Raw genomic sequence first — 25,471 nt, 5'->3', positions numbered from 1 at the left:
AGCAAAGATCGGCGTGTTTATGGCTGCGAAGATCAGTCGGTGACTGGATGTGCGGTAACGATATCGGATGGTCGGCGGGATATTCGGCATGAAGAAGAAGGCGGCCCCCAATGCTGCTTTCTCCCCTTATTCGATCGAGATGATTTTGAGCGTCTTGGTCGCGTCGGACCAGATCGTCGGCGATGTGCCCATGCCGACCAGGCCGTCGAGATCCTTCACGTAGCAGTCGAACACATAGCTCTGCGCCTCTTCGCGCGCTTCGACCTTCAGCTTTTGCAGCAGGTCCGGCGCGAGGCCCCGGCAAACCGGGCGGATGATCACGCTGTCGCCGTCGCGCTTGGCGAAGATATAGGTCGCCTCGCCGGAATCGCTGGCTTCCTGGATGACATAGGCGTTTTCCCCGATTTCATGCAGCAGATAGGCCGACGGCACTTGCGGCGGCGGCTGGCCCTGTTCGATGAAGCGGTAGATATCGCCCTCCCGCTTCAGCGCCACGATCTGTCCTTCGTCGTCCTTCAGCGAAATCGCGGTAAACGGATATTTCGCATGGGCGGTGTCGATGAGCGGCGCGGCGGATTTGAAGCAGCCTGCCAGCGCCAGCACCATGGCCAGCGAGAGGACATGCCGAAAAACGCCGCGAGGCCCGGGTGTCATTTTTTTTCTTTCTTCTTGTACATTGCCAGCATGCGCTGGGTGACCAGGAAGCCGCCGAAAATATTGACCGCCGCCATCATCAGCGCCAGGAAGCCGAAAACCTTCGAGGCGCCCGCGCCCTGCAGCACATCGCCCGCCGCGTGCTCGACGCCGACGGCGAGGAGCGCGCCGACCACGATCACCGAGGAAATGGCGTTGGTGACGGACATCAGCGGCGTATGCAGCGCCGGCGTCACGCTCCAGACGACGTAATAGCCGACGAACACCGCCAGCACGAAGATCGAGAGCTGGAACACGAACGGGTCGACATGCGCGCCGCCCGCTGCCCAGGCCGCATTCGGGGTAAGGGCCGCCAGAGCCGCCGCCGCGCTCAAAATGCCTTTGCGTTTCATGCCTTGGCTCCCGTCAGGCTAGGGTGAACGATCTGGCCGTCGCGCGTCAGGGCGGTGCCCTTGATGATCTCGTCGTCCCAGTCGATTTTCAGCGCGCCTTCCTTCTTGTCGATCATCAGCTCGACGAAGGCGTAGAGATTGCGTGCGTACAGGCTCGACGCATTGCCCGAGACCTGCCCCGGCAAATTCAGCTCACCCATGATGGTGACGCCGTGATGGTCGACGATCTCGCCCGGCATGGTCAGCTCGGCATTGCCGCCGCGCTCCGCCGCCAGATCGACGATGATCGACCCCGGCTTCATGCTTTCGATCATCGCCTTCGAGATCAGCTTGGGCGCGGGACGACCCGGGATCAGCGCCGTGGTGATGACGATGTCCTGCGCCGTGACGTGATTGGCGACCAGCTCGGCCTGCTTGGCCTTGTATTCGGCCGACATTTCCTTGGCGTAGCCGCCGGAGGTTTCCGCCTGCTTGAATTCCTCGTCCTCGACGGCGACGAATTTGGCGCCGAGCGATTCGACCTGCTCCTTGGTCGCGGGCCGCACGTCGGTGGCCGACACCACCGCCCCGAGCCGCCGCGCCGTGGCGATGGCCTGGAGGCCCGCGACGCCGACGCCCATCACGAAGACGCGCGCGGCGGGCACCGTGCCGGCGGCGGTCATCATCATCGGCATGGCGCGGGAGAAGCGCGCCGCCGCATCGACGACGGCCTTATAGCCGGCGAGATTGGCCTGGCTGGACAGCACGTCCATGCTCTGGGCGCGCGAGATGCGCGGGATGAACTCCATCGAGAAGGCGTTGACGCCGGATTTGGCCAGCGCGTCGATCTCGGCGCCGCCGCCATAAGGGTCGAGCATGGCAGCCAGCACCGCGCCGGGCTTCATCGCAGCCAGTTCCGCGGCTGACGGACGGCGCACCTTAAGGACGATATCGGCATCCTTCAGCGCCGCCTCGGCGGTCGGCACGATGGTTGCCCCGGCATCGGCGAAGGCCTTGTCCGGAAAATGCGACGGCAGGCCGGCGCCCGCCTGAAATCTCACCTCGACGCCGAGGCCCTTGAACTTCTTCGCCGTTTCCGGCGACAGAGCAACACGCGTCTCGCCGCCGCTTTCAGCGGTAGCCGCTACCACGATCATATTTGACTCCGCGCCGCCGACCGACAGCCTGACTGGATTGAGGGCATTCTCAGACGAGGAAGATCCACATCAGGAAGAGGACGAGGACGACCCCGATCGTGCCGTACTTCACCAGCCCGGTGAACAAATCATAGGTGCGCTGATGCGCTGCGTAATCCATATTCTCATTGCCTTCAGACATATCGACTGTCATCAGAGCCTCCATTCGCCGACCGCGTGCAATTCGCGCCGGACTATAGCAAAGCTTCCGTCTACAGCAATCGCTCGTTCATGCGTCTTATAGGCCCGTTCAGTTTCGCAGGCGTATTTTGCGCCGCCCGGAGCGATCTCCCGGCGCCGCCCGTCCCCGATTTTGCTCGCGGAACCGGCCGGCTGGATTTGGTTTTGCCATACGGATTTGGTTTCATTGGGCGCAAATTTAGGCATTTGGGCGGAAAGGCGATGGGCATGAAAGGCGGGGTGAGCTTTGCGTGGGGGATTCTTGCACTGGGTTTTGGCCTCGCCGTCGGAGCGGGGGCGGGGCGGGCGCAGCAAACCGAGTTGCCGACGGACAAGGAGGGTCAGCGCCAATGCGACCGGGATCTGTGCGCGATCGTCAATGCGCCGTCCGCCTCGGGCGCGGGCCTGAAATGCGACCTCGCCGAAACCTGGTACAAGGAAGAGATCACCAAGGCGGTCAAGAAGGGCAAGATTAGCTGGCCGTTCGGCGACGCGCGCTGCTCCGCCAAGTTCGACGTCAGCCGTGCCCTGCTCGCCCCCGCCCTGACCGAGGCGAAATATACGCTGAAGGCGCCGCCGCAGCCGGTGCGCTGCGAGATCGACGCCGAGGGGGGCCGGCACGAGCTGAGAGCCAATATGGCGCCGGTGATTGAGTTCAAGGACGGTAAGGCGACCTCGGTTTCGCTCGGCCTGCAGGACATTGAGGGCACCGCGCTGGTGCGCAACGTCGTCTGGGCGGCGTGGAAGTTCGAATCGACCTTCGGCTATTTCCACAGTGATTTCATCAAGGGCGTGAACGAGTATGTCGGCGCTCACTGCCCGAAGATGAAATAGCGAGTGCCGTCGACCCGCCGCTGCTGCGGGGGATAGCAAAGCTGGGGTCTTTATTGGGTGGCTAGGACGCCGCCCCGACCAGCAGCAGCACGGCGCCGAGCGCCAGCATCGCAAGGCCGGGCCAGTTGGCGCTGAAGCCGAGGCCGCTGGCCGGCTGCTCCGGTTCCAGCGTATTGCCGGGCCGCGCCGGGCGAACGCGCCTCAGACGGCTGAACCGTCCTCCGAGGATGGGCTGAAGCGCCATGAACAGCACTCCGCAAAGGATCAACAGCGCGCCAAGCCATATGAGTGTCATGCTCGCCTCCGCTCGGGCCATCCAGACTATCGGAGTACGGATGTTTCGTCCAGGCGGAGGGTGTCGTGATTAGCAGGGGAGGTTGAGCGGCGGCAAAGCCCCCTCACCCACCCGCCTGACGGCGGGGGCCCTCTCCCTCAAGGGGAGAGGGCAAGAGGGACGAGCGGTGAAGCGATGCCCTCGATCTCGTTCGGCTTAGCCCTCTCCCCACGAGGGAGAGGGCGGACGCGAAGCGGCCGGGTGAGGGGGAGATGCTAGGCTCGGCCTAAATTACCCGCCTCAAACCAACCCCTCGAAATCCGGCGCGGGCAGGCCGCGGCGCAGGCTGGCGGCGCGCAGCGTGTTGGCGAGCAGGCAGGCGACCGTCATCGGCCCGACACCGCCCGGCACCGGCGTGATCGCCCCGGCCACCTGACGGGCCTCGGCGAAATTCACGTCGCCCACGAGCCGCGTCTTGCCCTCGCCCTTCTCCGGCGCGGCGATGCGGTTGATGCCGACGTCGATCACCGTCGCGCCCGGCTTGATCCAGTCGCCGCGAATCATCTCCGGCCGCCCGACCGCCGCCACCACCAGATCGGCGCGGCGGATGATGCCTGGCAGGTCGCGCGAGCGCGAATGCGCCATCGTCACCGTCGCGTTCTCGGCGAGCAGCAATTGCGCCACCGGCTTGCCGACCAGGATCGACCGCCCGACGACGACTGCATCGAGCCCGGTCAGAACCGGCACCACAGACTTTGCCAGGATGATGCAGCCGAGCGGCGTGCAGGGGACGAGGCCCGGCAGCCCCGAAGAGAGCTTCGCGACGTTCACCGGATGCAGCCCGTCCACATCCTTATCCGGGGAAATGCGCGCGATCACTTTCGAGGCGTCGATCTGTATGGGCAGCGGCAATTGCACCAGAATGCCGTCGACCTCGGGGTCGGCGTTCAGGCGGTCGACCAGCGCCAGCAATTCCGCCTCGCCGACCTCGGCGGGGAGGCGATGCTCATAGGAGCGCATGCCGGCTTCCTCGGTGGTGCGCACCTTGCTCGCCACATAGACCTGGCTTGCGGGATCGTCCCCGGCCAACACCACGGCAAGGCCGGGCGCCGCGCCGTTGGCCGTGCGGAAGGCGGCGGCGAGCTGCTCGACGCGATGGCGGAGCCGCGCGGCAATGGCTTTGCCGTCGATGATCGTTGCATCAGCCATGGTGTTCTCCAGATTTGAGGGCCGCCAGCTTCGCGGCGAGCCGGTCCATCAGCCCGCCGGTATCGCCGCGGACCAGGATTTGCTTCAGCCGCGATTTACCGCCGGTGACCAGTTCGGCCTTGCTTTTCGGCTGATCCAGCCAGTCGGCGATCAGCGCGACGAGGGCGGCATTGGCCTTGCCCTTCTCGGGCGCCGCCCGGACCCGCGCCTTGAGCATAGCGAGCCCGTCGTCCATGATCTCGACGCCGGTGACGGCATCGGAGCCCGCCTTCGGTGTCAGCCGCACCGCCAGGACGATCCCCTCCGCCGTGCGCCGGGCCGGCAGGGGATCGCCGGGCGCGCCGGTCACACGAAAGCGGGGATCAGCCAGCCGCCGATCACCACGTCACGCACGAAGATAAGCCCCAAGATGAGCACGACCGGCGAAATGTCCAGCCCGCCGAAATCGGGCAGCGCGCGGCGGATCGGGCGCAATGCCGGCTCGGTCAGCCGCTGCATCGAATCGGCGACCGTGTAGACGAACTGGTTGTGCCGGTTGATCACGTTGAAGGCGATGAGCCAGGATAGTATGGCGCTGATGATGATCACCCACATATAGAGTGTGATGACCATCCGGATGAAATCTAATAGCGGAATCATAGCGGGTGCCCTCTGCCGACGTCTTTGCGTGGTTTACCGCGCCCGCCTCTGAGCCGCAAGCCGTCACCCGAGCTGTTGGTAAGACACGTCGTGGTTTTTCCGCGCCTTTCACCCGTGACGGCCGCGGCGAAGCCGTCGCGTCCCTTGACGCCAGCATGGGGCGGATGTAAATGACATCTGCCGGTAAGGGGCCATAGCTCAGTTGGGAGAGCGCAGCAATCGCACTGCTGAGGTCGTCGGTTCGATTCCGACTGGCTCCACCATAATCTCTTTGCGGCACATTGCTGGCCTCGCTGACCACAGTGCGTGGAGCCGGCAAATACCATCCCACGAACCTGAATAAGCGGCCGTTTCGGTCGGTAGCAGGGCGCGGTTTCACCTCAAGACGCAATCCTTAGCAGCGGATTTGGGTGTATAAGTCGCGCCGCAGCTCCCCCTTTCGCCCAATAACCTGCATTCCCTCGAGCTTGAACAAGCTCGGAGATTGGCACGCCAATCGCCCCCTCAGAAGTCTTCCCTCACAAGCAGCCAGCCTGACCGATAGCGCAGGCGTATCAACACCATACCTTTCATCGCCTGACCCCCGTCGTACAATGCTCGAACCGCCGGAAAGCTTCGCCAGCGGTGCAGACATCGCACGCAGGTGAGGCGCCGGTGGTTTGCGCGCTGCCGCTTGAGAGCGTGTGTTCATTGACGATGCATTAGGAATTCAGATGCCGAATGTCGGTTCGACTCGCATGGCTAGGAGACGAGCATGACCGAAACCGTGACGGTTCATCCGCTTTTCGTGCGCCTGACCCATTGGATCAACGCGGTCGCCATCATCATCATGATCGGCAGCGGCTGGCACATCTTCAACAATGTGCCGCTCATCGACGGCTTTCATTTCCCGCGCTGGGCCGTGCTCGGCGGCGACCCCGAACTGACCTACAAGCTCAACAAGGACACCGGCTTCGGCAATGCGCTGTTGTGGCATTTCGCGGCGATGTGGGTGTTCTTCATCAACGGCACCGCCGCGCTGATCTACGGCTTCGCGACCGGCCGCCTGCGGCGCAACTGGCTGCCGATCCGCCCGCGCGACGTCGCGCATGATTTCCGCGAGGCGCTGCGCTTCCACCTCGCCCATGACGACCCGCGCATCTACAACGCCGTGCAGAAGCTGAGCTATGTCGGCGTGGTTCTGGCGGCCTTGCTGGTCTTCGCCTCGGGGCTAGCGATCTGGAAGCCGGTTCAATTTTCCTGGCTGACGGCGCTGTTTTACGATTTCCAGGGCGCGCGGCTGGCGCATTTCATCGGCATGAGCCTGATCGTGCTGTTTCTTCTGGTGCATGTCAGCCTGGCGCTCCTGGTGCCGAAGACGCTGGTCGCGATGACCAAGGGCTCGGTGCGGATCGCGACGCCCGACCGACCGTCCATGCAGCCGGGGGAGTGATCGGATGCCTCTCTACACGCCGAAGCGCTCGCCCCACCGGCCCGAAGGATTTGACGGCAAGGCGCTGATCGGGCCGCACCGGGATCTGCTGCACGACATCAACCGGCGCGGCGTCCTGCGCGGCGCCGTCAGCCTGGGCGCGCTGACCCTTTTGAGCGGCTGCGATATCAGCAACGAGCCGCATCTGCAATCGGTGCTGCGCGCCATCTCCGGCTGGAACGACCGCGTGCAGGCCTGGCTGCAGAACCCCAACAAGCTCGCGCCGACCTATACCGATGCCGATGTCGCGCGGCCGCCGCGCTTCAACGCCTTCTATACGATCGATCAGGTGAAGCCCGTCGATGCCGCGAGCTGGAAGCTGGAACTGGCCGGCCAGATCGCCGACAAGGCGCCTTGGACCAAGGACGCGCTCTATGCATTGCCGAGCGAGACGCAGATCACCCGGCATATCTGCGTCGAGGGCTGGGACTATATCGGCAAATGGTCGGGCGTGCCGCTGCGGCCGTTCCTGGAGCGCATCGGCGCCGATTTGAAGGCGCGCTATGTCGGCTTCCGGTGCTTCGACGGCTATTACGGCAGCATCGACATGGCGACCGCGCTGCATCCGCAAACCATCCTCGCCACCCATTATGACGGCCAGCCGGTCGAAAATCCCTACGGCTTCCCCATCCGCCTGAAGACGCCGCTGAAGCTGGGCTTCAAGCAGCCGAAATGGATCACCTCGATGGAAGTCACCAATGTCTATCCGGGCGGGTATTGGGAGGACGGCGGATATAATTGGTTCAGCGGGGTGTAGGAACGCTTCGCCGGTGCGTTATCCCCCGCTTATCCCGCCTCCGGCGCGAGCGGTGTCTCTCAGCCAAGCTTGCTGCCTTACCTGGGCATCGATGACCAGTTGAAAGCCCTTCTACCGGCCGATCGAAGGTGACGATGATGTCGAATGAGCGCCATGGCTTTTCCTGCGCCATCGCGGTGATGGCGAAGGCCTCGGAGCCGGGCCGCGCCAAGACGCGGCTCTGCCCGCCCTTGACGCCGGAAGAGGCCGCCGAATGCAATACCGCCTTTCTCAAGGACATCGCCGACAATCTGCTGGCCGCGGGCGGCACCGCGCCGATCAGCGGCTGCATGGCCTACGGACCGCCCGGGCAGGTCGCGTTCTTCGAGCGGCATTTGCCCGCCGGGATCGGCTTGCATGAGGTCTGGGAGCCCGGCTTCGGCCAGTGCCTTGCCAAGGCGATGGACGTCCAGTTCGCGGCCGGCCATGCCGCCGCCTGTGTGCTCAATTCCGACAGCCCGACCTTGCCGCCCTCGATCCTCGCCGAGGCCGCCAGCGCGCTGATGCAGCCCGGCGACCGGATCGTGCTCGGCGCTTCGACCGATGGCGGCTATTATCTGCTCGGCTGCAAGACCATGCATCCGCGCCTGTTCGAGGAGATCGCCTGGAGCACGGAGATCGTCGCCTGGCAAACGCTCGAGCGCGCGGCCGAAATCGGCGTCGAGGTCTACCGGCTGCCGGACTGGTACGATATCGACGATGCCGCCGCCTTGCGGCTGGCCGCCGCCGAGCTTCTGGATGGGCACCGCTTCCATCCGCGCCTCGCCTCGAGCGCGGCGCCGCATACGGCGGCCCTGCTCCGGCGGATGCGCGCCGAGGCGGATCTCGACCGCCGCCTGTCGCCCGGCCTGCGTGCCTCGGCATGAAGCGGCTCGGCGTGCCCTGGCCCATGGCCGCGCTCGGCGCCGCGCTTCTGGCGCTGACGCTGTACGGCGCGACCGGCCTCTACGCCCCCGAGCACGGGACCGTCATCCGCGCCGCGCTGCTGCAAGCGCCGTTTCTCGCCGCAGCCGCCATCCTGCTCTGGTTCTTCCGCGACCGGCTGCCAGGCCTTCAGTCGAAACGCACGCTGGTCTTCATTCTCGGGCTTGCGGCGATCATGCGCGCCGTCCTCGTCTTCGCCCCGCCGCACTCGACCGACATCTACCGCTATGTCTGGGACGGCCGCGTTCAGGCGGGCGGCATCAACCCCTATCGCTACATCCCCGCCGACCCGGCCCTCGCCCATCTGCGCGACGCGGACGCCATCTATCCGCACATCAACCGCCGCGACTACGCGCCGACCATCTATCCGCCCATGGCGCAACTGGTTTTCGCTGCCGCCGGGCAGATTCGGCAGAGCGTGACGATGATGAAACTCGTCATGCTCGGCTTCGAGGCGCTGGCGATCTGGGCGATCATCTTGCTGCTGCGGTCGCGCGGCCTGCCGCTGGCGCTCGTCGCGGTTTATGCGTGGCATCCGCTGGCGCTGTGGGAGATCGCGGGCAGCGGTCATGTCGACATCATCGCCGTGGCCTTCCTGCTGCTGGCCATGCTCGCGGCCGAACGCGGCAGCCGTTTCGCGGCGGGTGCGGCGCTCGCGGCGGGGGTGCTGGCGAAATACTTCCCGCTCGCCATCGCCCCGGCGATCTGGCGGCGCGGGGATTGGAAAATGCCGGCGGGCTTCGTCGCCGCGATGCTGGTCCTGTCGCTGCCCTATCTCGGCGCAGGCGGCAAAATGCTCGGCTTTCTCGGCGGCTATGCGGGTGAAGCCGGGCTGGCGACCGGCGAGGGCCTTCTACTCGCCGTCATTTTGAAGCAGGCCGGATTCGGCGACGGGTCGCTGCCGCTGTTCCTCATCTTCGGCGCGGCACTGCTCGGCGGCCTCGCCCTGCTGGCCGTCTTCCGCAAAGATCCGGACAGGCCCGGCCTGCCCGTCGCGCTCGCCCTTGCCACCGCCTTCACCGCGCTGCTGTCGCCGCCGCACGCCTGGTATTTCCTCTGGCTGATCCCCTTGCTCTGCTTCACGCCGTCGCTCGCCGTGCTCTACCTGACCCTGTCCGCTTCGGCGCTCTATTGGCTCGGCTGGCCGCCCAGCATCGCGGGGGCCGCCGTGGTCTACGCCCCGTTTCTCATCCTGCTCGTAATGGAAAATCTCAAAATTTTCTCGCCAAAGGAGGCGCGCCGTGGCCGTGCAATCGCCTGAACCCCTCGCTGTTCCGCTCGACCCGCGCCGCTATTTCGAGCGCATCGGCGACCAGCGCACGCCCGTCGCCGCGCAGGACCCGGTCTGCCTCTATCTGGAGACGACCAATCGCTGCAACCTGCTCTGCACCACCTGCCCGCGCACCTATGAGGAGCTGGAGCCGCCGTCCGACATGAGCTGGGAGCTGTTCACCAGCATCATCGACCAGTTCCCACGGATCGAGCGCGTTGTGCTGCACGGCGTCGGCGAGCCGATGATGGTGGCGGAACTGCCCGCCATGGTCCGCTACATCAAGGCGCGCGACGCCTACGCCCTGTTCAACACCAACGGCACCTTGATGCGCGAGAAGAAGAGCCGCGAGCTGATCGAGGCCGGGCTCGACGAAATGCGCATCTCGCTCGATGCCGCCGATGCCGAGACTTTTGCGCTGGTGCGCGGCCGTGATCTGTTCGACCGGATCGTGCGCAATGTGAAGGCTTTCGTCGCGCTGAAAAAGGAGATGGGGGCGGAAAGCCCTCGCCTGTCGCTCTGGCTGACGGGCCTGAAAGAGACGCTGGTGCAACTGCCCGACTTCATCCGACTCGCGCATGAGATTGGCGTGCCGGAGGTGCATCTGCAGCGCCTCGTCTATTTCGACGCCAACCCGGTCGGCCTTGCCCGCCCGGAAAGCTCCCTGTTCGAGCGCCGCGACGCCGAGGAAGGCGATTATCTGCTGGAAGCCGAGCGCGTCGCCGCCGAGCTTGGTGTGTTCTTCGATGCCTCGGGCGCGGCGGAGCCGGAGGCGAGCCTCACCCGCATGAGCGGGGAAACGCCCTGGTCGCTCTGCCGGCGGCCGTGGTCGCTGATGTATTTCACCGCGCATGGGCGGGCGCTGCCCTGCTGCATCGCGCCCTTCTCGATGCATGGCTATCAGAATTTCACCCTCGGCAACGCGAAGACGACGCCGCTCGCCGAGATCTGGAACGGCCCGGCCTACCAGGATTTTCGCGCCCAGTTGTTGAGCGATGCCCCGCCGAAAGCCTGCGCCGGCTGCGGCTGCCGCTGGAGCTTGTGATGAGCGCCCCTGCGAACGGTCACGTCTTCACCGGGGATGTTCGCCGCCCGGCAAGGACGGGCGTCGCGGTGGTGATCCCGGTCTGGAACGAGGAAGCATCCATCGGCGGCGTGATCGACCGCATTCCGCGCGCCGCCGTCGACGAGATCATCATCGGTGATGGCGGCTCGCGGGACCGCACCGTCGAGATCGCCGAAGCCAAGGGCGCGCGCGTCATCCATGCGGGACGGGGCTATGGCCGCGCCTGTTTCGAGGGCGCCAATGCGGCGGCGCCAGCCTCCGACATCATCGTTATCATGGACGGCGACGGCAGCGACTTCCCCGAGGAATTGCCTAAACTCGTCGCGCCGATCCGGGCCGGCGAACGGGATTTCGTCATCGCCTCTCGGGTGCGCGGCGCACGGCAGCCCGGCGCCATGGGCTGGCACCAGATCGCCGGCGGCCGGATGATCGGCGGCGCGATCGGTGCGCTCTACGGCGTCCACTACACCGACATGTGCGCCTTCCGCGCCATCCGCCGCGATGCGCTGGCGGCGCTCGACATGCGTGAAATGACCTATGGCTGGAACCTGGAAATGCAGATGAAGGCCGCGCGCTCCGGCCTGCGCATCCTGGAGATCCCCGTGCCCTACGGCGTCCGCACCGGCGGCCGCTCCAAGGTCGCCGGCTCGCTGCGCGGCACGCTGCGCGCCGGGCGGCAGATCCTCGCCACCTTCGCCCGCGTCGCCCTCAACCGCCGGGGCGGATGATCCAGTCGGAATGCCTGTCGTGTATCTGCCCTACCGACCGGGGTGCCAGCCATGTTGGCGGCGCGCCCACCGAGGCACGCTGTCTCGCTGACCGGCTTCGCGGCGCGTGGTCCAAAAGCGGCTTGCAGCAGCCTGCACTTCACAGTTTCTCAACGCAATATCACTGGAAGTTTCATTCCAGTGTCCGCACGTATTATGCATAAGTCAGACCTATCAGCCTGACCTTAAGTGGGGACTTATAGGGGCCGAAGAATGGAAATGCGCCAAATTCTGTACTTCCGCGCTTTGTGCGAGGAACTCAACTTTACGCGCGCCGCCCGTCGCTGCAAAGTTTCTCAACCTTCGCTGACACGGTCTATTCTGCTTCTGGAGCAAGAGTTCGGCGGACCTCTCTTCCACCGCGAGAGGTCGAACACTCATCTTTCTGAACTCGGGCAGATCGTAAAGCCGCATCTTGATCAGGTCTTCCACCAAGCCGGCATTGCCGCCGCGCAGGCGCGGGAATTCCGGGAACTGAAGCTGCGCTTGAAGCTGGGCGTGATGTGCACCATCGCCCCTGGCGATCTCGTCCAGCTCTTTTCGGCGGTGCGCGCGGAGAATCCGGGCATCCAGTTTGACGTTGTCGACGGCGTGGCCGAGGACATTTCCGCAGCCCTTCAGCGCGGCGAGCGGGAGGTCGCGATCTTGTCGACACCCAAGGAGCAGCGACAGCCCTTCCTGCATTACCTGCCGCTCTATAAAGAGCAATTCATGATCGGCGTGCATTCCGGACATTATCTGGCGGCCTATGCTGCCGTTCATCCCAAGGATCTTCAGGGCGTGCCGTATCTCTACCGCGTGCATTGCGAGTTCGCGGAACTGAAGCGGCGGACATTCAGCCAGCAGGGCGTCGACCATGATACCGTGTACCGCAGCGATCGCGACGACTGGATCTTGGCGATGGCGGCGGCCGGCATCGGCTATGCGTTCTTACCCCAGCATTGCCTGACGCACCCGCAGGTCGTGGCGCGGCCGCTGGTGAACCCCGAATTTTGGCGCGAAGTCTGCCTGGTGACCGTTCGGGGGCGCCCTCACTCGCCGGCAGTCGGCGCGCTCGTGCACGAAGCCATGCGGAGAAGATGGGCCGGTGATCGATCTCCCAGCGAAACGGTTTTAAGCGCGTCGTAAGCCGCGCGTAAAACATGCCGCTCCGTCGCCGCCCTACCGGGCCGGGCGCCTACAGGCACCTCGGCCTTAGCCCCGGCGCGGTCACCAACGGACGTCCCTGCCTCCCCTCGGCGGCGGCATGCGTGGAGGCTGGGGTTGCCGCGCACCATGCTGCCGGTGCCCTTGCGGCTTCGGCTGCTGGAAATGCTGCGGCGCGGGGAGGGCAAGCGGCGCCGGCCTGGATTGACGCGGGCGCGGCCGGATCTGCAACTCCTCTTCCTCCTCCCATTCGGCGTCGATCTCATCCAGCCCCACCCACAGCACATAGGCGCAGGCGAAGGCGAATAGATTGATGCCGAGATAGGTCGAGCCGGTCGGCACGTTGCGCGTGACCTGCTGAAACACCGTGCTCCAGCCGAGCGACCAGTAGAGGTCGATGTCGGGGCCGCTCGGCTTGCTCATGAACAGCAGCGTGAGGTTAATGCGGTCATCGAGCAGCATGACCAGACCCGAGCCGGTGATCACCAGCGCCGGCAGCAGCACGATGTGATGGGTGATCGACAGCAGAAAGCCGAGGCGCAGCCTCTGCAGCATCAGGATCGCGCCGGCAAGGCCAAGCAGTTGCGCCACGAGGAACAGGCCGACGAACATCGTGTTGCGGCCGACCGGCATATTTACAAGGATCCGAGGATCGACCCCCCACAGGTTGAACCCGGCACTCATAATCTGGATATACGCAATGATTTGGCAGATGATCAGAGCCACCCCGTCCCCCTCAGCCTCGTGGCTTGCGGCAGGACATTAGGGCTTAATCTTGGCGCGAAAGCGTCTTGGCGCACTGCGCGGCTGAAGAAAATTACGTAGTGTTAAGATGGGAGGCTGGCCTCCCATGCCTTTGATCGGGGTGAGCGATTTGGAGAGGGGCGCCGCGCCCAAGTCGGCGCAGGCAGCCCGCTTCCTTCAAGTCGGAATGCGTCGATGTTCGATCGCATCGCGCAGCTCGGTCAGGGCCGTCTTGAGCTCCTGGTCGGTCGTTTTTGCAATCTGCTGCGCCAGCCGCTGGTTGAGATCCGCCCTGTCCTGCTCGGCAAAGATCGGATGGTAGGACGGGAGCTCCGCGAGTGCGCCGCCGATGATCTTGAGCATGTCGGATTTGGAGTAGAGCTTGGTCTCCGCCATGCTTTGCACCAGCCCGATATAGATCTGACGGGCGTCGCTCTTGATCTGTTTCATATTGTCGACGTGGTACTGGTATCGCTTGTCCTTCTGAAGGTTTGCCAGATAGGGCTCGCTGATATCGAGCAACGTGCCCGCCGCTTTGGTCTCGTAGACCATCAGCCTAGCAAGCTCGGTGGCATAGGGTTTGCCCTTATGGGTTTCGTTCGAATAGAGCGTGACGAGCCGGTGGAGCGGCTGCAGGACCGGCTCCAGCTTCTGAAAGCGCAGGGTGATGGCGATTTCCTTGTTCAGCCCGACGCGAAGGGGAATGTTGTCGATGCTGACCATCCGCTCGAAAACCAGCTTCGTGCCCGCGCCCGATAAAGTCGGCAGCGCCAGGCCGCCCGTCTCGATCCGCTGCGCCAGGGCATCATAATGGGTGGAGTTCCACGCTTCGTCATCCGGGGGGTAGCTCACCCCGCTTTCCGCCTGGGCAGAGTAAATCGCTGAAAGCGCCCCCAAGAGCAGCCAAGCCGATGCCATAAGTATTTTGAGCAATTGTCCCATGAAAACTCCCTCTCCTAGGCGGACCGTTGCGCTCGCTGGAAGACACTATCGTCTCATCTATGTGGCAGGAGTCTGGTCGAGGCTGCCCTCCTGGGGCCGAAGCCAGGCAAAAATCGCCGACCGCGCCCGTCCAACAAAAGCCGCTTCCGTCTTGTAGAAGTCCTGTCGCGTCTCGATTAACTAGAGAAAGCGCGGCCAACCGATGCGCATCACAACCGCCCGCCTGATCGCCTGCCTCGCCGCCACCGGCTTGATGGCGGGCTGCGCCGGCTCTTCAGGTCCGAAGATCTCGGCCGTCGACAAGAGCTTCCTTGGAGGCATCGGCAGTTACGACCAGAACCACGACGGCGCCGTGACTTGCGATGAATGGCGCGTGGCGGCCGCCAACCTGTTCACGAAAGCCAATAAATCGGGCAGCGGGGCGCTGACCGAGGCCGAATACGGCAATCTGATATCGATCGACCGCACCTTCCAGGTGGCGACGTTCAAATATTACGACGTCAATGGCGACGGCAAGATCGACAAAAAGGAATTTGTCGACCGGCCCAATCCAGCGTTCAATTACGCGGACAAGGACAAGGATTGCCGGCTGACCGATCTCGAATTGCTCACGGCAAACAGTCTTTCGGCGCCGCCGCCGCAATCGCAGTCGGCCCATGCCCGCGTCACCGGCGCGCCCTCCGGAACGTCGGCCGCGCCGGGCGGCAGCCGGTATTGACTTGGCCGTTCCTGGTCACCGCCCACGCCAGCCTGCGGGTTACCTATATGAGCGGAGGCGGCCATCATGTCGAACCCCGCGAGGCAGATATGGACGCAAGATCGTCGCGGCTGATCCCCGATCGGATTGGCCTTACGCTTTCGCTGGTACTGTTTGGCGTGCCCGCACTCGTGCTCTGGCTTGCTACGGCTGTCGTGTTGCCGGCGCTCGTGGCGCGTGGATGGGAACCCCTCTCGGCATGGTTCCTCGCTGGAATGCTCGCCCTTGGACCTCTACTGGCCGCTGCCCTGGCGGGAGCTTGGACGGCGCTGCCCGACGCATCGTTTCCGGCGATCCTGCGGCATCTGCGCGTTCAGCGCCTCAGCGCCAAAGATTGGCGCGCCGCCGGACTTGCGCTTGCTGTCACCATTCCAGCCATGGGCGCATTGCAACTCTTCAATGCGCTCGTATGGCCGCGATTGCCGCCCCACCCGACTTTCATAACCGTACAGGCTCTTGAGCCGGGGCGTTACTATCTGTTCGCCCTGTGGTTGCCCTTCTTCGCCGTCAACATTGTCGGCGAGGAGCTTTGGTGGCGCGGGTTCGTTCAGCCCCGTCAGGAGCCCGTGTTCGGCGCCGGCACGTGGGCCGTCCAGGGCCTTCTTCACGGCGCCTTCCATTTCAGTTTCGGACCTGGCGTCATGTTTATTCTGTGGCCGGTCCTTTTCAGCATTCCTTGCGCCGTGCAACGCACTCGGAACACATCCGTCGGTATGCTGATTCACGCAGGCGTCAACGGGCCTGCTTTCCTAGCTGTTACCCTCGGCCTTTTCCCCGCCTGACCGCTGGCGTCGCCCCGCTTTCCGCCTGCGCGGAGTGAATCGCCGCGACCGCCGTCAAGAGCAGCGTCACCGGCGCGCCCTCCGGAACGTCGGCCGCGCCGGGCGGCAGCCGGTATTGACGGAGATGCTGGCGGTCGCATCGCATCCTTATTGCGGCTTGCCGTCCTCGCCCCCGCCGGCGCTCGAGAACCACAGGTCTTTATAGACCGCGACAGCGGTTTCATCGGGCGAACGATCGCGCGTCAGCCAAAGCGAACGCACCGCCCAGGCCTCCGCCGCGCTCGGCGTTTTGATGCGCTGATCTACATCCGATGCGCCGATGCAAGGTATGAACCACGCGGGCTTGAGCGGCGTTGCCGCATAGCCGTGTTCCGAGCGCGTCACGATCAGGGCAAGCCCGGTGCTTTGGTTGGCCTGCCAGGGGAAAATAATCCGCCCGCCCGGCCGCAAAGCGTCCAGCCATTTCGTCGGAAGCGCCACCACGCCGGCATTGACATAGATCAGATCGGCGCCGGGCAGCGGCAGCGCGGTCGCATCGCCGGTCACGACTGAAATGCCCACGAACGGCTCGAGATTTTCGCGCGCACGCTCGGCCAGGCTCTCCTCGATCTCGAACGCATGCACGTGGCCATTCGGGAGCACCAGCATGGAAAGAAGTGCGGTGTAATAGCCGGTTCCCGCCCCGACATGGATGATCGTCTCGCCCGCTTTCGGGGCCGACGCGCCGATCAGGGCGGCGTGCAGGAAGGGCTCGCCGTTGTTGATCCCCTTTTCAGCGTCGAGGGCGACGAGGACGTTCTGGTAAAGGTGGACGGGATCGGCGCTAGGCGTTTCAATGTACCGGCGGTTGACCATGATCCGCCAAGGCCCGGGGCCTAAGAAGACCTCGCGCGGCACCAGCTCGAAAATGCGCTCCAATCGCTCGTCGGCGGAATTGCTCGCCAGCGCCATCATCTTCGCGTGGAAGGCTTGAATCTCATTCAGGCTGGCATGGCGATTTCCGGTCACGACGTCACCCCCCGTCTTATGTCGTCGATCCGATTATGCCGGTTGGCGCCAATATTGCGGACCCTTGATTGCGATGCCCAAGGAAACTATATACCAATCCGGCGCCCAGCACGGGGGTTTGGCGGGCTCCCCGCGGTTCGCCGCCGCTTGACTTATATGCCATGTGCGGGAATGGGTGGAGCGGGTGATGGGAATCGAACCCACGTCTTGAGCTTGGAAGGCTCTTGCTCTACCATTGAGCTACACCCGCATGCGGCTCCAGTTTAGCCGGAAGGCTTTCATAGTTCAAATTGAGGCTGGCGGCAAGCGGGGGTCTGAAGCAGGAGCGACAAGGCAAAGCGGCTCAGGGGTAACATGCATCGGACTGGTGAAAATTTCACTAGGATGATGCCTGAAAGACAATGGCTGTTGTAATTTGGCTCTAGGCAGCCCATCTGGAGTGTGTTACTCAACCCCCCTTAGCGCCTTAACCGATATCAGTTTTCGCATCTCGCCAGCGATAATTATGAAAAATATGCTTCGCTGGCTGGTGCGTTGTGCTTTTGTCGAAGGGGCTTTGATATGGCTCCTTGAAGGAGTGTAGCTCAATCGGCTAGAGCACCGGTCTCCAAAACCGGGGGTTGGGGGTTCGAGTCCCTCCACTCCTGCCAGTGAGAGCGACTTGGCCGAACCGGGCTGCACCTGATCCGCGGCCAAGTGCTAGAGGTCCAGAAATTTCCGAAATGGCTAAGACCAACCCCTTCGAATTCATCCAGCAGGTTCGCGCGGAAACGGCAAAAGTGACGTGGCCGACCCGCAGCGAGACGATTGTCACGACGATTATGGTCGTGATTATGGCGATTATCGCCGCAATATTCTTTTTCCTGGCGGACCAGTTTGTAAGCTGGGGAGTGAGCCTGTTGCTCGGCCTCGGGCGGTAGACTTAACGCGTCGTTAAAGAAGAACGGGTAAAACCATGACGAAGCGTTGGTACATTGTTCACGCGCACTCCAATTTCGAGAAGAAGGTCGCCGAATCCATCAAGGAGCGCGCGACGACGGCCGGACTCGACACTCTGTTCGAGGAAGTTCTCGTGCCCATGGAAGAAGTCGTCGAAGTGCGGCGCGGGCGCAAGGTGAACGCCGAACGCAAGTTCTTTCCCGGCTATGTGCTGGTGAAAATGGACATGACGGATCAGGCCTACCACCTGATCAAGAACACGCCCAAGGTCACGGGCTTTCTGGGCGCGAACAACAAGCCCATGCCGATTGCCGAGTCCGAGGCGCTCCGCATTCTTCAGCAGGTGAAGGATGGCGTCGAGCGGCCGAAGCCGTCGGTCACGTTCGAAATTGGTGAGCAGGTGCGCGTCGCGGATGGGCCTTTCGCCTCGTTCAGCGGCCATGTCGAGGAAGTCGACGAGGAGCGCGCACGGCTCAAAGTCGCGGTTTCCATCTTCGGCCGGGCGACGCCCGTCGAATTGGAATATGGCCAGGTCGAGAAAGTCTGACCTGGCTTTTCGTGCGGGAGGATTGCGGGGACACGCCATAGCCCCGAAGGTCCGCACCGCAAACCCTAAACGGTAGAGAACCTTGTCGGTTCGAAAGGGAACAGATGGCAAAGAAAATCGCAGGATCGTTGAAACTTCATGTGAAGGCCGGCCAGGCCAATCCGTCGCCGCCGATCGGCCCGGCGCTCGGCCAGCGCGGCATCAACATCATGGAGTTCTGCAAGACGGTCAACGCCGCCACCAAGGACATGGAGCCGGGCTCGCCGGTCCCCGTGGTTATTACCTATTATCAGGACAAATCCTTTACGCTTCAGCTCAAGACGCCGCCAGCATCCTTCCTTCTGAAGAAGGCGGCCAAGATCGGCAGCGGCTCCAAGGAGCCGGGCAAGGGCGCCAATGTCGGCAAGGTCACCCAGGCGCAGATCCGGGAGATCGCCGAAATCAAGCTGAAGGATTTGAACGCGAATGATGTGGAGCAAGCGATGAAGATCATTGCGGGCTCTGCGCGTTCCATGGGAATAGCGGTTGAAGGGTGAGCGCCATGGCAACTATGGGTAAGCGACTGAAGGCCGCTCACGAAGGCGTCGACCGGCTGAAACTCTATGCAGTCGATGAGGCGGTGAAGCTCGTGAAGGAGCGCGCCAAGGCAAAATTCGACGAGACCGTTGAGATTGCTCTCAATCTCGGCGTCGACCCGCGCCACGCCGATCAAATGGTGCGCGGCGTGTGCAATCTGCCCAACGGAACCGGCCGTACGGTGCGCGTCGCGGTGTTCGCGAAAGGCGACAAGGCGGACGAGGGCCGCAAGGCCGGAGCTGACATTGTCGGGGCCGAGGATTTGATGGCTGAGATCCAGGCCGGCAACATCAACTTTGACAGATGCATTGCGACACCCGATATGATGCCTCTGGTCGGACGTCTCGGCAAGGTTCTGGGCCCGCGCGGCCTGATGCCGAACCCGAAAGTCGGAACGGTGACCATGGATGTCGCCGCTGCCGTCGAAGCCGCCAAAGGTGGCGCGGTCGAATTCCGCGTCGAGAAAGCCGGCATCATTCACGCCGGCATCGGCAAGGCGAGCTTCACCGAGCAGGCGCTTTTGGAGAATGTGCGCGCTTTCACCGATGCGGTGATGAAGGCCCGGCCGACGGGCGCCAAGGGCACCTATCTGAAGAATGTCGCCCTGAGCTCCACCATGGGGCTTGGCGTCAAGGTCGAGCCGGCGACGGTCACGGGAACGCATAATAACGCAGGCTGACGCATTTATTGCAAGTCCGCCGGGTTTTCCGGCGGACCATTTTCACCACCGGATGGCCGGTGGACAGTACCGCCGGACCGCCGGCGGAAAGTTTCAAGCGCAAATCGCGTTTGAGAGCGCGCATCCGATGCCTCGGCATCTGGTGCGCGTACCTGTCCAAGACTGCAGGCGCCTTCGGGCTTAATTTTGCCGGCAATAGACGGGGGAGAAAGCTGATTTCGCCAAGTTCCGTTTGGCGGATTACGGCTGTACGCCCTTGGGACAGGCCTAAGCCAAGTCGCTTAGCCCCTCACAGGGTGGCGGCGTAATCGAACGGGTGGAAGGGCTCACATCGGGCCGTTCCGCCAAATTTTGGAGAGACGCGGTGGATAGAGCCCAGAAAGAAGAGATGGTCGAAGACCTCGGCCAGATCTTTTCACAGTCCGGCTCTGTCGTCGTTGCACGATACACCGGACTTACGGTGGCCCAGATGACTGATCTCCGGACGCGCTTCGGCGCTGCCGGCGCGCAGTTCAAGGTCATCAAAAACCGCCTCGCCAAAATCGCGCTGGATAACACCGGTAATGGAACAGCGCGCAACATGTTCGTCGAGCCGACCGGCATCGCCTATTCGAGCGATCCGGTCGCCCCAGCAAAGATCGCGGCCGAATTTGCCAAGACAAATCAGAAGTTCGTCATCGTCGGCGGCCTTCTCGGCAACGTCACGCTGGGTGAAAACGAGGTCAAGGCGCTTGCCACGATCCCCTCGCTCAACGAATTGCGCGCGCAGCTCCTCGGTGTGCTCAACGCTCCTGCAACCAAGCTGGCACGGACGCTGAACGCGCCCGGCGTCGGCCTCGCGACCGTGCTTGACGCCTATGTGCGCAAGCAGGGCGAAGGCGAGCAGGCGGCGGCCTAGAAGCGCGATCGAAGCGAAAGCACAAACGGAACCTGAAGGTTAGAACAATGTCTGACAAAATCGAAAAGCTGTATGACGAACTGTCCAAGATGACGGTTCTGGAAGTCTCCGGGCTCATCAAGCGCCTCGAGGAAGGCTGGGGCGTTTCCGCCGCGGCTGCGATTCCGATGGGCGTGCCGATGGGCGGCGGCGCAGGCGCTGCCGCCGAAGCGGTCGAGGAGAAGACCGAGTTCGACGTCATCCTGACGAGCGCCGGCGCTCAGAAGATCAACGTCATCAAGGAAGTGCGCGCGATTACCAGCCTCGGCCTGAAGGAAGCCAAGGACCTGGTCGAAGCGGCTCCGAAGGCGATCAAGGAAGGTGTCTCCAAGGCCGAGGCCGAAGAGATCAAGAAGAAGGTCGAAGCCGCAGGCGCGACGGTCGACATCAAGTAGTTGTTTTGGGGGCGGCGGTCCTGTCCGGACCTCTGCCCCCTGGACAGTTAACGCGCGAAACGATCGACGGTTCTCCTCAAACGCTCAAAGGCAGCGCGTTTGCGGAGAGCCGTTTACGAGTGATATGAGGAGACGATATGGCGCAATCTTTCATCGGCCGCAAGCGGGTGCGCAAGGGCTTCGGCCGCATCGCTGAAGTGGCGGAGATGCCCAATCTGATCGAGGTGCAAAAGCAGTCCTACGACCAGTTTCTCATGGTCGATGAGCCGAAGGGCGGGAGGCCGGTGGAGGGCCTTCAGGCTGTCTTCAGCTCAGTGTTTCCTATATCAGATTTTTCGGGCCGTGCCCAGCTTGAGTTTGTCAGCTACGAGTTCGAGCAGCCGAAATATGATGTTGACGAGTGCCAGCAGCGGGGCATGACTTTTGCCGCGCCGCTGAAGGTTAAACTGCGTCTGATCACCTTCGACATCAACGAGGAAACCGGCGCCCGCTCCGTCCGCGACATCAAGGAGCAGGACGTCTATATGGGCGACATGCCCTTCATGACGATGAACGGCACCTTCGTCATCAACGGCACCGAGCGCGTCATCGTCTCGCAGATGCACCGCTCGCCGGGCGTCTTCTTCGACCATGACCGCGGCAAGACCCATTCCAGCGGCAAACTGTTGTTCGCGGCGCGCATCATTCCCTATCGCGGCTCCTGGCTCGATTTCGAATTCGACGCCAAGGACCTCGTCTATGTCCGTATCGACCGGCGCCGGAAGCTTCCCGCGACGTCGCTGCTCTATGCGCTGGGCTTCGACGACGAAGAGATCCTGAACCTCTTCTACGACCGCATCGACCTTGTCGGCGACAAGAAGAGCGGCGGCTGGAAGATGCCCTTCGTCGCCGAGCGGATGCGCGGCGTCAAGGCTTCGCACGACATCCTGAACGCCGCGACCGGCGAAGTCGTCGTCGAGGCCGGCACCAAGCTGTCCGCGCGCCAGGCCAGGAAGCTGGCCGAAGAAGGGCTGAAGACCATTCTGATCCCGGACGAGGCGATCTACGGCCGCTATCTGGCGGACGACATTGTCAACCTCGACACCGGCGAGATCTATGGCGAGGCCGGCGACGAGCTGGACAAGGAGCTGCTGGAGTCCCTGCGCGAGCATGGGCATTCCAAGCAGCTTTCGCTGCTCGACATCGACCATGTCACGACCGGCGGCTTCATCCGCAACACGCTGCACAACGACAAGAACAACAATCGCGGCGATGCGCTGCTCGACATCTACCGGGTGATGCGCCCGGGCGAGCCGCCGACCATCGAAGCGGCCGAGAACCTGTTCCAGGGCCTGTTCTTCGACTCCGAGCGCTACGACCTGTCCTCGGTCGGCCGCGTGAAGATGAACATCCGCCTGGAGCTGGAATGCCCGGACACCGTGCGCACGCTGCGCAAGGAAGACATCATCGCGGTCATCAAGACGCTGGTCGCCCTGCGCGACGGGCGCGGCGAGATCGACGACATCGACCATCTCGGCAATCGCCGGGTGCGCTCGGTCGGCGAGCTGATGGAGAATCAGTATCGCATCGGCCTTCTGCGCATGGAGCGCGCCATCAAGGAGCGCATGTCCTCGGTCGATATCGACACGGTGATGCCGCAGGATCTCATCAACGCCAAGCCGGCATCGGCGGCGGTGCGTGAGTTCTTCGGCTCCTCACAGCTTTCGCAGTTCATGGACCAGACCAACCCGCTCTCCGAGATCACGCATAAGCGGCGTCTCTCGGCGCTTGGGCCGGGCGGTCTGACCCGCGAGCGCGCAGGCTTCGAAGTCCGCGACGTGCATCCGACCCATTACGGCCGCATCTGCCCGATCGAGACGCCGGAAGGCCCCAATATCGGCCTCATCAACTCGCTGGCGACCTTTGCGCGCGTCAACAAATACGGCTTCATCGAAAGCCCGTACCGGCGCGTCAAGGACTCGAAGGTCACGGATGACGTCGTCTATCTGTCGGCAACCGAAGAGGCCCGCCATTACGTGGCGCAGGCCAATGCGGTGCTGTCGGATGACGGCCAGCTCACCGAGGATCTGGTGGTGTGCCGCCATGCCGGCGACGTGTTCCTGGAGCCGCCGGGCCGGGTCGATCTGATCGACGTGTCGCCGAAGCAGGTGGTTTCGGTCGCAGCCGCCCTGGTGCCGTTCCTGGAAAATGACGACGCCAACCGCGCTCTGATGGGCTCGAACATGCAGCGTCAGGCCGTGCCGCTGATCAAGGCGGAAGCGCCGCTGGTCGGCACCGGCATGGAATCGGTGGTGGCCCGCGACTCGGGCGCCGCGATCGCCGCGCGCCGTTCGGGCGTCATCGATCAGGTGGACGCCACCCGTATCGTCATCCGGGCGACTGACGAGACCGATCCGTCGAAATCGGGCGTCGATATCTACCGGCTGCGCAAGTTCCAGCGCTCGAACCAGAACACTTGCATCAACCAGCGTCCGCTGGTGCGGGTGGGCGACCGGGTGGAAGCCGGCGACATCATCGCCGACGGTCCCTCGACCGACATGGGCGATCTGGCGCTCGGCAAGAACGTGCTGGTCGCCTTTATGCCGTGGATGGGGTACAATTTCGAGGACTCCATACTTATATCCGAGCGTATCGTGTATGATGACGTCTTCACCTCGATCCATATCGAGGAGTTTGAGGTCACGGCTCGCGACACCAAGCTCGGGCCGGAGGAGATCACGCGCGATATTCCGAACGTCTCGGAAGAAGCGCTCAAAAATCTCGACGAGGCTGGCATCGTCTATATCGGCGCCGAGGTAAAGCCCGGCGACATTCTGGTAGGCAAGATCACGCCGAAGGGCGAAAGCCCGATGACGCCGGAGGAAAAGCTCCTGCGCGCCATCTTCGGCGAAAAAGCCTCCGACGTGCGCGACACGTCGCTGAAACTGCCTCCCGGCGTCACCGGGACGGTGGTGGAAGTGCGCGTGTTCAACCGGCATGGCGTCGAGAAGGACGAGCGCGCCATGGCGATCGAGCGCGAGGAGATCGAGCGTCTCGCCAAGGACCGCGACGACGAGCTGCAGATCCTCGACCGCAACGTCTATGGCCGTATGCGCGACATCCTGATGGACAAGGAAGTCGCCCGCGGGCCGAAGGGCATGCGCAAGGGCTCCTCGGTCACCACCGAGACGCTGAGCGACGTGCCGCGCAGCCAGTGGTGGGAAATCGCGCTGAAGGACGAAGGCGCGATGGCCGGCATCGAAGCCATCCGGCGGCAATATGACGACGCCAAGAAGCGGCTGGAGCAGCGCTTCGTCGACAAGATCGACAAGCTGAAGCGCGGCGACGAGTTGCCGCCCGGCGTGATGAAGATGGTCAAGGTGTTCGTCGCGGTGAAGCGCAAGCTGCAGCCGGGCGACAAGATGGCCGGACGTCACGGCAATAAGGGCGTCATCAGCCAGATCGTGCCGATCGAGGACATGCCTTATCTCGATGACGGCACGCCGGTCGACATCGTGCTGAACCCGCTCGGCGTGCCGAGCCGCATGAATGTCGGTCAGATCCTGGAGACCCATATGGGCTGGGCCTGCCGCGGTCTTGGCGCGATGATCGGCGAGGCTGTCGACAAGTACAAGGAGAGCCAGAAGGCCGGCGAGCTGAAGAAGCTGCTCGGCGAGGTCTACGGCAAGAACGAGACCATCGAGACGCTGGACGACGGCCAGCTCGTCGAGCTGTCGGAAAACCTGCGCCGCGGCGTTCCTGTCGCGACCCCGGTGTTCGACGGCGCGGGCGAGGCGGATATCGTCACCATGCTGAAGCAGGCCGGGCTCGACGCGTCGGGCCAGGTGACGCTGCATGACGGCCGCACCGGCGAGCCCTTCGATCGTAAGGTGACCGTCGGCTACAAATACCTGCTGAAGCTTCACCATCTGGTGGACGACAAGATCCACGCGCGCTCGATCGGACCCTACAGCCTCGTCACCCAGCAGCCGCTGGGCGGCAAGGCGCAGTTCGGCGGTCAGCGCTTCGGTGAAATGGAGGTGTGGGCGCTCGAAGCCTATGGCGCCGCCTATACCTTGCAGGAAATGCTGACGGTGAAGTCGGACGACGTGGCAGGCCGCACCAAGGTCTACGAAGCCATCGTGCGCGGCGACGACACCTTCGAGGCGGGCATTCCGGAGAGCTTCAACGTGCTCGTGAAGGAAATGCGCGCGCTTGGATTGAATGTCGAGCTGACGACGGTGGCGCCGCCGGAAGGCAAGCTGCCGAAACCATAATAGGCAAACGGGGAATGGCTGGCATGGCGATGCCGGCCATTCCGCTTACGCCGGCGGAGCTGCCGCCGGCCGATCTGACGGCGGAACGCGAGTGCCAAGGAATGTCGGCAGG

The 25,471-nt window shown here is 63.5% G+C and carries 28 protein-coding genes and 3 tRNA genes; 19 read left to right on the top strand and 12 right to left on the bottom strand.

The window, feature by feature from the left end; genetic code table 11:
* Positions 1-126 precede the first annotated feature (126 nt).
* The 4 genes from BLEFHOIH_RS14805 to BLEFHOIH_RS14790 are packed head-to-tail and all read right to left on the bottom strand — an operon-like array spanning position 127 to position 2,375.
* On the bottom strand, positions 127-654 hold the full coding sequence (locus tag BLEFHOIH_RS14805) for a hypothetical protein (RefSeq protein WP_125461722.1): 528 nt from the start codon (positions 652-654) through the stop codon (positions 127-129).
* Complete coding sequence (locus BLEFHOIH_RS14800) at positions 651-1,046, bottom strand: proton-translocating transhydrogenase family protein (RefSeq protein ID WP_088346758.1); 396 nt, start codon at positions 1,044-1,046, stop codon at positions 651-653. Before BLEFHOIH_RS14800 ends, BLEFHOIH_RS14805 begins: the two co-directional genes overlap by 4 nt.
* A complete protein-coding gene (locus BLEFHOIH_RS14795) occupies positions 1,043-2,182 on the bottom strand; it encodes a Re/Si-specific NAD(P)(+) transhydrogenase subunit alpha (RefSeq protein WP_088346756.1) in 1,140 nt (379 codons plus the stop codon). The genes BLEFHOIH_RS14800 and BLEFHOIH_RS14795 overlap by 4 nt, the downstream gene beginning before the upstream one ends.
* 49 nt (positions 2,183-2,231) lie before the next feature.
* Positions 2,232-2,375, bottom strand: a complete 144-nt coding sequence (locus BLEFHOIH_RS14790; protein WP_125461721.1) for an aa3-type cytochrome c oxidase subunit IV — start codon at positions 2,373-2,375, stop codon at positions 2,232-2,234.
* A 254-nt stretch (positions 2,376-2,629) separates the two neighbouring features.
* On the opposite strand from BLEFHOIH_RS14790, the gene BLEFHOIH_RS14785 reads away from it, so the two are divergent.
* Positions 2,630-3,235 (top strand): hypothetical protein, encoded by a 606-nt coding sequence (locus tag BLEFHOIH_RS14785; RefSeq protein ID WP_125461720.1) that lies wholly within the window; start codon positions 2,630-2,632, stop codon positions 3,233-3,235.
* A gap of 61 nt (positions 3,236-3,296) precedes the next feature.
* Here BLEFHOIH_RS14785 and BLEFHOIH_RS14780 read toward each other — a convergent pair whose 3' ends face one another.
* The 4 genes from BLEFHOIH_RS14780 to BLEFHOIH_RS14765 form a co-directional block, all read right to left on the bottom strand.
* Positions 3,297-3,530, bottom strand: coding sequence for a hypothetical protein (locus tag BLEFHOIH_RS14780; RefSeq protein WP_088346854.1), 234 nt, complete (start codon positions 3,528-3,530; stop codon positions 3,297-3,299).
* A gap of 279 nt (positions 3,531-3,809) precedes the next feature.
* Complete coding sequence (gene folD / locus BLEFHOIH_RS14775) at positions 3,810-4,718, bottom strand: bifunctional methylenetetrahydrofolate dehydrogenase/methenyltetrahydrofolate cyclohydrolase FolD (RefSeq protein WP_088346751.1); 909 nt, start codon at positions 4,716-4,718, stop codon at positions 3,810-3,812.
* A complete protein-coding gene (locus BLEFHOIH_RS14770) occupies positions 4,711-5,067 on the bottom strand; it encodes a DUF167 family protein (protein ID WP_088346749.1) in 357 nt (118 codons plus the stop codon). Before BLEFHOIH_RS14770 ends, folD begins: the two co-directional genes overlap by 8 nt.
* Complete coding sequence (locus BLEFHOIH_RS14765; RefSeq protein WP_088346747.1) at positions 5,064-5,357, bottom strand: YggT family protein; 294 nt, start codon at positions 5,355-5,357, stop codon at positions 5,064-5,066. Before BLEFHOIH_RS14765 ends, BLEFHOIH_RS14770 begins: the two co-directional genes overlap by 4 nt.
* Positions 5,358-5,544: 187 nt before the next feature.
* Here BLEFHOIH_RS14765 and BLEFHOIH_RS14760 point away from each other — a divergent pair.
* The 8 genes from BLEFHOIH_RS14760 to BLEFHOIH_RS14725 all read left to right on the top strand — a co-directional run bounded on the left by BLEFHOIH_RS14760 (position 5,545) and on the right by BLEFHOIH_RS14725 (position 12,779).
* Positions 5,545-5,620: transfer RNA gene (locus tag BLEFHOIH_RS14760), tRNA-Ala, on the top strand.
* Between the two features lie 491 nt (positions 5,621-6,111).
* The gene (locus BLEFHOIH_RS14755; RefSeq protein ID WP_088346745.1) at positions 6,112-6,789 is read left to right on the top strand and encodes a cytochrome b/b6 domain-containing protein; all 678 of its coding nucleotides are present in this window, start codon (positions 6,112-6,114) and stop codon (positions 6,787-6,789) included.
* Between the two features lie 4 nt (positions 6,790-6,793).
* Complete coding sequence (locus BLEFHOIH_RS14750; protein WP_088346743.1) at positions 6,794-7,585, top strand: molybdopterin-dependent oxidoreductase; 792 nt, start codon at positions 6,794-6,796, stop codon at positions 7,583-7,585.
* 137 nt (positions 7,586-7,722) lie between these two features.
* On the top strand, positions 7,723-8,490 hold the full coding sequence (locus tag BLEFHOIH_RS14745; RefSeq protein WP_170937167.1) for a TIGR04282 family arsenosugar biosynthesis glycosyltransferase: 768 nt from the start codon (positions 7,723-7,725) through the stop codon (positions 8,488-8,490).
* Positions 8,487-9,809, top strand: coding sequence for a glycosyltransferase 87 family protein (locus tag BLEFHOIH_RS14740; protein ID WP_088346739.1), 1,323 nt, complete (start codon positions 8,487-8,489; stop codon positions 9,807-9,809). The genes BLEFHOIH_RS14745 and BLEFHOIH_RS14740 overlap by 4 nt, the downstream gene beginning before the upstream one ends.
* The gene (locus BLEFHOIH_RS14735) at positions 9,790-10,863 is read left to right on the top strand and encodes a radical SAM protein (RefSeq protein ID WP_245297018.1); all 1,074 of its coding nucleotides are present in this window, start codon (positions 9,790-9,792) and stop codon (positions 10,861-10,863) included. Before BLEFHOIH_RS14740 ends, BLEFHOIH_RS14735 begins: the two co-directional genes overlap by 20 nt.
* Positions 10,863-11,612 carry a glycosyltransferase family 2 protein gene (locus BLEFHOIH_RS14730; RefSeq protein WP_088346737.1) on the top strand — a complete coding sequence of 250 codons (750 nt, stop codon included), beginning with the start codon at positions 10,863-10,865 and terminating at the stop codon, positions 11,610-11,612. The genes BLEFHOIH_RS14735 and BLEFHOIH_RS14730 overlap by 1 nt, the downstream gene beginning before the upstream one ends.
* A gap of 252 nt (positions 11,613-11,864) precedes the next feature.
* Positions 11,865-12,779 carry a LysR family transcriptional regulator gene (locus BLEFHOIH_RS14725; RefSeq protein ID WP_088346735.1) on the top strand — a complete coding sequence of 305 codons (915 nt, stop codon included), beginning with the start codon at positions 11,865-11,867 and terminating at the stop codon, positions 12,777-12,779.
* A gap of 81 nt (positions 12,780-12,860) precedes the next feature.
* On the opposite strand, the gene BLEFHOIH_RS27530 is transcribed toward BLEFHOIH_RS14725, so the two are convergent.
* Both BLEFHOIH_RS27530 and BLEFHOIH_RS14715 read right to left on the bottom strand, forming a co-directional pair.
* On the bottom strand, positions 12,861-13,430 hold the full coding sequence (locus BLEFHOIH_RS27530) for a hypothetical protein (protein ID WP_088346733.1): 570 nt from the start codon (positions 13,428-13,430) through the stop codon (positions 12,861-12,863).
* Positions 13,431-13,718: 288 nt separating this feature from the next.
* Positions 13,719-14,393: a hypothetical protein gene (locus BLEFHOIH_RS14715; protein WP_088346731.1), complete on the bottom strand. Its 675-nt coding sequence runs from the start codon at positions 14,391-14,393 to the stop codon at positions 13,719-13,721.
* A gap of 292 nt (positions 14,394-14,685) precedes the next feature.
* Here BLEFHOIH_RS14715 and BLEFHOIH_RS14710 point away from each other — a divergent pair, with 292 nt between their 5' ends.
* Together BLEFHOIH_RS14710 and BLEFHOIH_RS14705 are read left to right on the top strand one after the other, a co-directional pair.
* Positions 14,686-15,201, top strand: a complete 516-nt coding sequence (locus BLEFHOIH_RS14710) for an EF-hand domain-containing protein (RefSeq protein WP_088346729.1) — start codon at positions 14,686-14,688, stop codon at positions 15,199-15,201.
* Positions 15,198-16,022 carry a CPBP family intramembrane glutamic endopeptidase gene (locus BLEFHOIH_RS14705; protein WP_088346727.1) on the top strand — a complete coding sequence of 275 codons (825 nt, stop codon included), beginning with the start codon at positions 15,198-15,200 and terminating at the stop codon, positions 16,020-16,022. The genes BLEFHOIH_RS14710 and BLEFHOIH_RS14705 overlap by 4 nt, the downstream gene beginning before the upstream one ends.
* Before the next feature lie 147 nt (positions 16,023-16,169).
* Here BLEFHOIH_RS14705 and BLEFHOIH_RS14700 read toward each other — a convergent pair whose 3' ends face one another.
* Positions 16,170-17,030 carry a methyltransferase domain-containing protein gene (locus BLEFHOIH_RS14700; RefSeq protein ID WP_245297016.1) on the bottom strand — a complete coding sequence of 287 codons (861 nt, stop codon included), beginning with the start codon at positions 17,028-17,030 and terminating at the stop codon, positions 16,170-16,172.
* Between the two features lie 176 nt (positions 17,031-17,206).
* Positions 17,207-17,280, bottom strand: a tRNA-Gly gene (locus BLEFHOIH_RS14695).
* 323 nt (positions 17,281-17,603) lie between these two features.
* On the opposite strand from BLEFHOIH_RS14695, the gene BLEFHOIH_RS14690 reads away from it, so the two are divergent.
* The 8 genes from BLEFHOIH_RS14690 to rpoB all read left to right on the top strand — a co-directional run bounded on the left by BLEFHOIH_RS14690 (position 17,604) and on the right by rpoB (position 25,359).
* A tRNA-Trp gene (locus BLEFHOIH_RS14690) sits at positions 17,604-17,680 on the top strand.
* 72 nt (positions 17,681-17,752) lie between these two features.
* Complete coding sequence (secE, locus tag BLEFHOIH_RS14685) at positions 17,753-17,950, top strand: preprotein translocase subunit SecE (RefSeq protein ID WP_088346725.1); 198 nt, start codon at positions 17,753-17,755, stop codon at positions 17,948-17,950.
* A 35-nt stretch (positions 17,951-17,985) separates the two neighbouring features.
* Positions 17,986-18,516, top strand: a complete 531-nt coding sequence (gene nusG, locus BLEFHOIH_RS14680) for a transcription termination/antitermination protein NusG (protein ID WP_088346723.1) — start codon at positions 17,986-17,988, stop codon at positions 18,514-18,516.
* 104 nt (positions 18,517-18,620) lie between these two features.
* The gene (gene rplK / locus BLEFHOIH_RS14675; protein WP_088346721.1) at positions 18,621-19,052 is read left to right on the top strand and encodes a 50S ribosomal protein L11; all 432 of its coding nucleotides are present in this window, start codon (positions 18,621-18,623) and stop codon (positions 19,050-19,052) included.
* Between the two features lie 5 nt (positions 19,053-19,057).
* Positions 19,058-19,771, top strand: coding sequence for a 50S ribosomal protein L1 (gene rplA / locus BLEFHOIH_RS14670; RefSeq protein ID WP_088346719.1), 714 nt, complete (start codon positions 19,058-19,060; stop codon positions 19,769-19,771).
* 364 nt (positions 19,772-20,135) lie between these two features.
* Positions 20,136-20,669, top strand: coding sequence for a 50S ribosomal protein L10 (gene rplJ / locus BLEFHOIH_RS14665; RefSeq protein ID WP_088346717.1), 534 nt, complete (start codon positions 20,136-20,138; stop codon positions 20,667-20,669).
* Positions 20,670-20,716: 47 nt separating this feature from the next.
* Positions 20,717-21,103, top strand: coding sequence for a 50S ribosomal protein L7/L12 (gene rplL / locus BLEFHOIH_RS14660; protein ID WP_088346715.1), 387 nt, complete (start codon positions 20,717-20,719; stop codon positions 21,101-21,103).
* Between the two features lie 137 nt (positions 21,104-21,240).
* On the top strand, positions 21,241-25,359 hold the full coding sequence (rpoB, locus tag BLEFHOIH_RS14655) for a DNA-directed RNA polymerase subunit beta (protein ID WP_088346713.1): 4,119 nt from the start codon (positions 21,241-21,243) through the stop codon (positions 25,357-25,359).
* Positions 25,360-25,471: the final 112 nt, after the last annotated feature.

The sequence above is a fragment of the Rhodomicrobium sp. R_RK_3 genome (genome assembly GCF_002198715.1).
Taxonomy (GTDB): Bacteria; Pseudomonadota; Alphaproteobacteria; order Rhizobiales; family Rhodomicrobiaceae; genus R-RK-3.
Note: the sequence above shows the minus strand (reverse complement) of the source record. Positions and strands in the feature narration are given on the sequence as shown.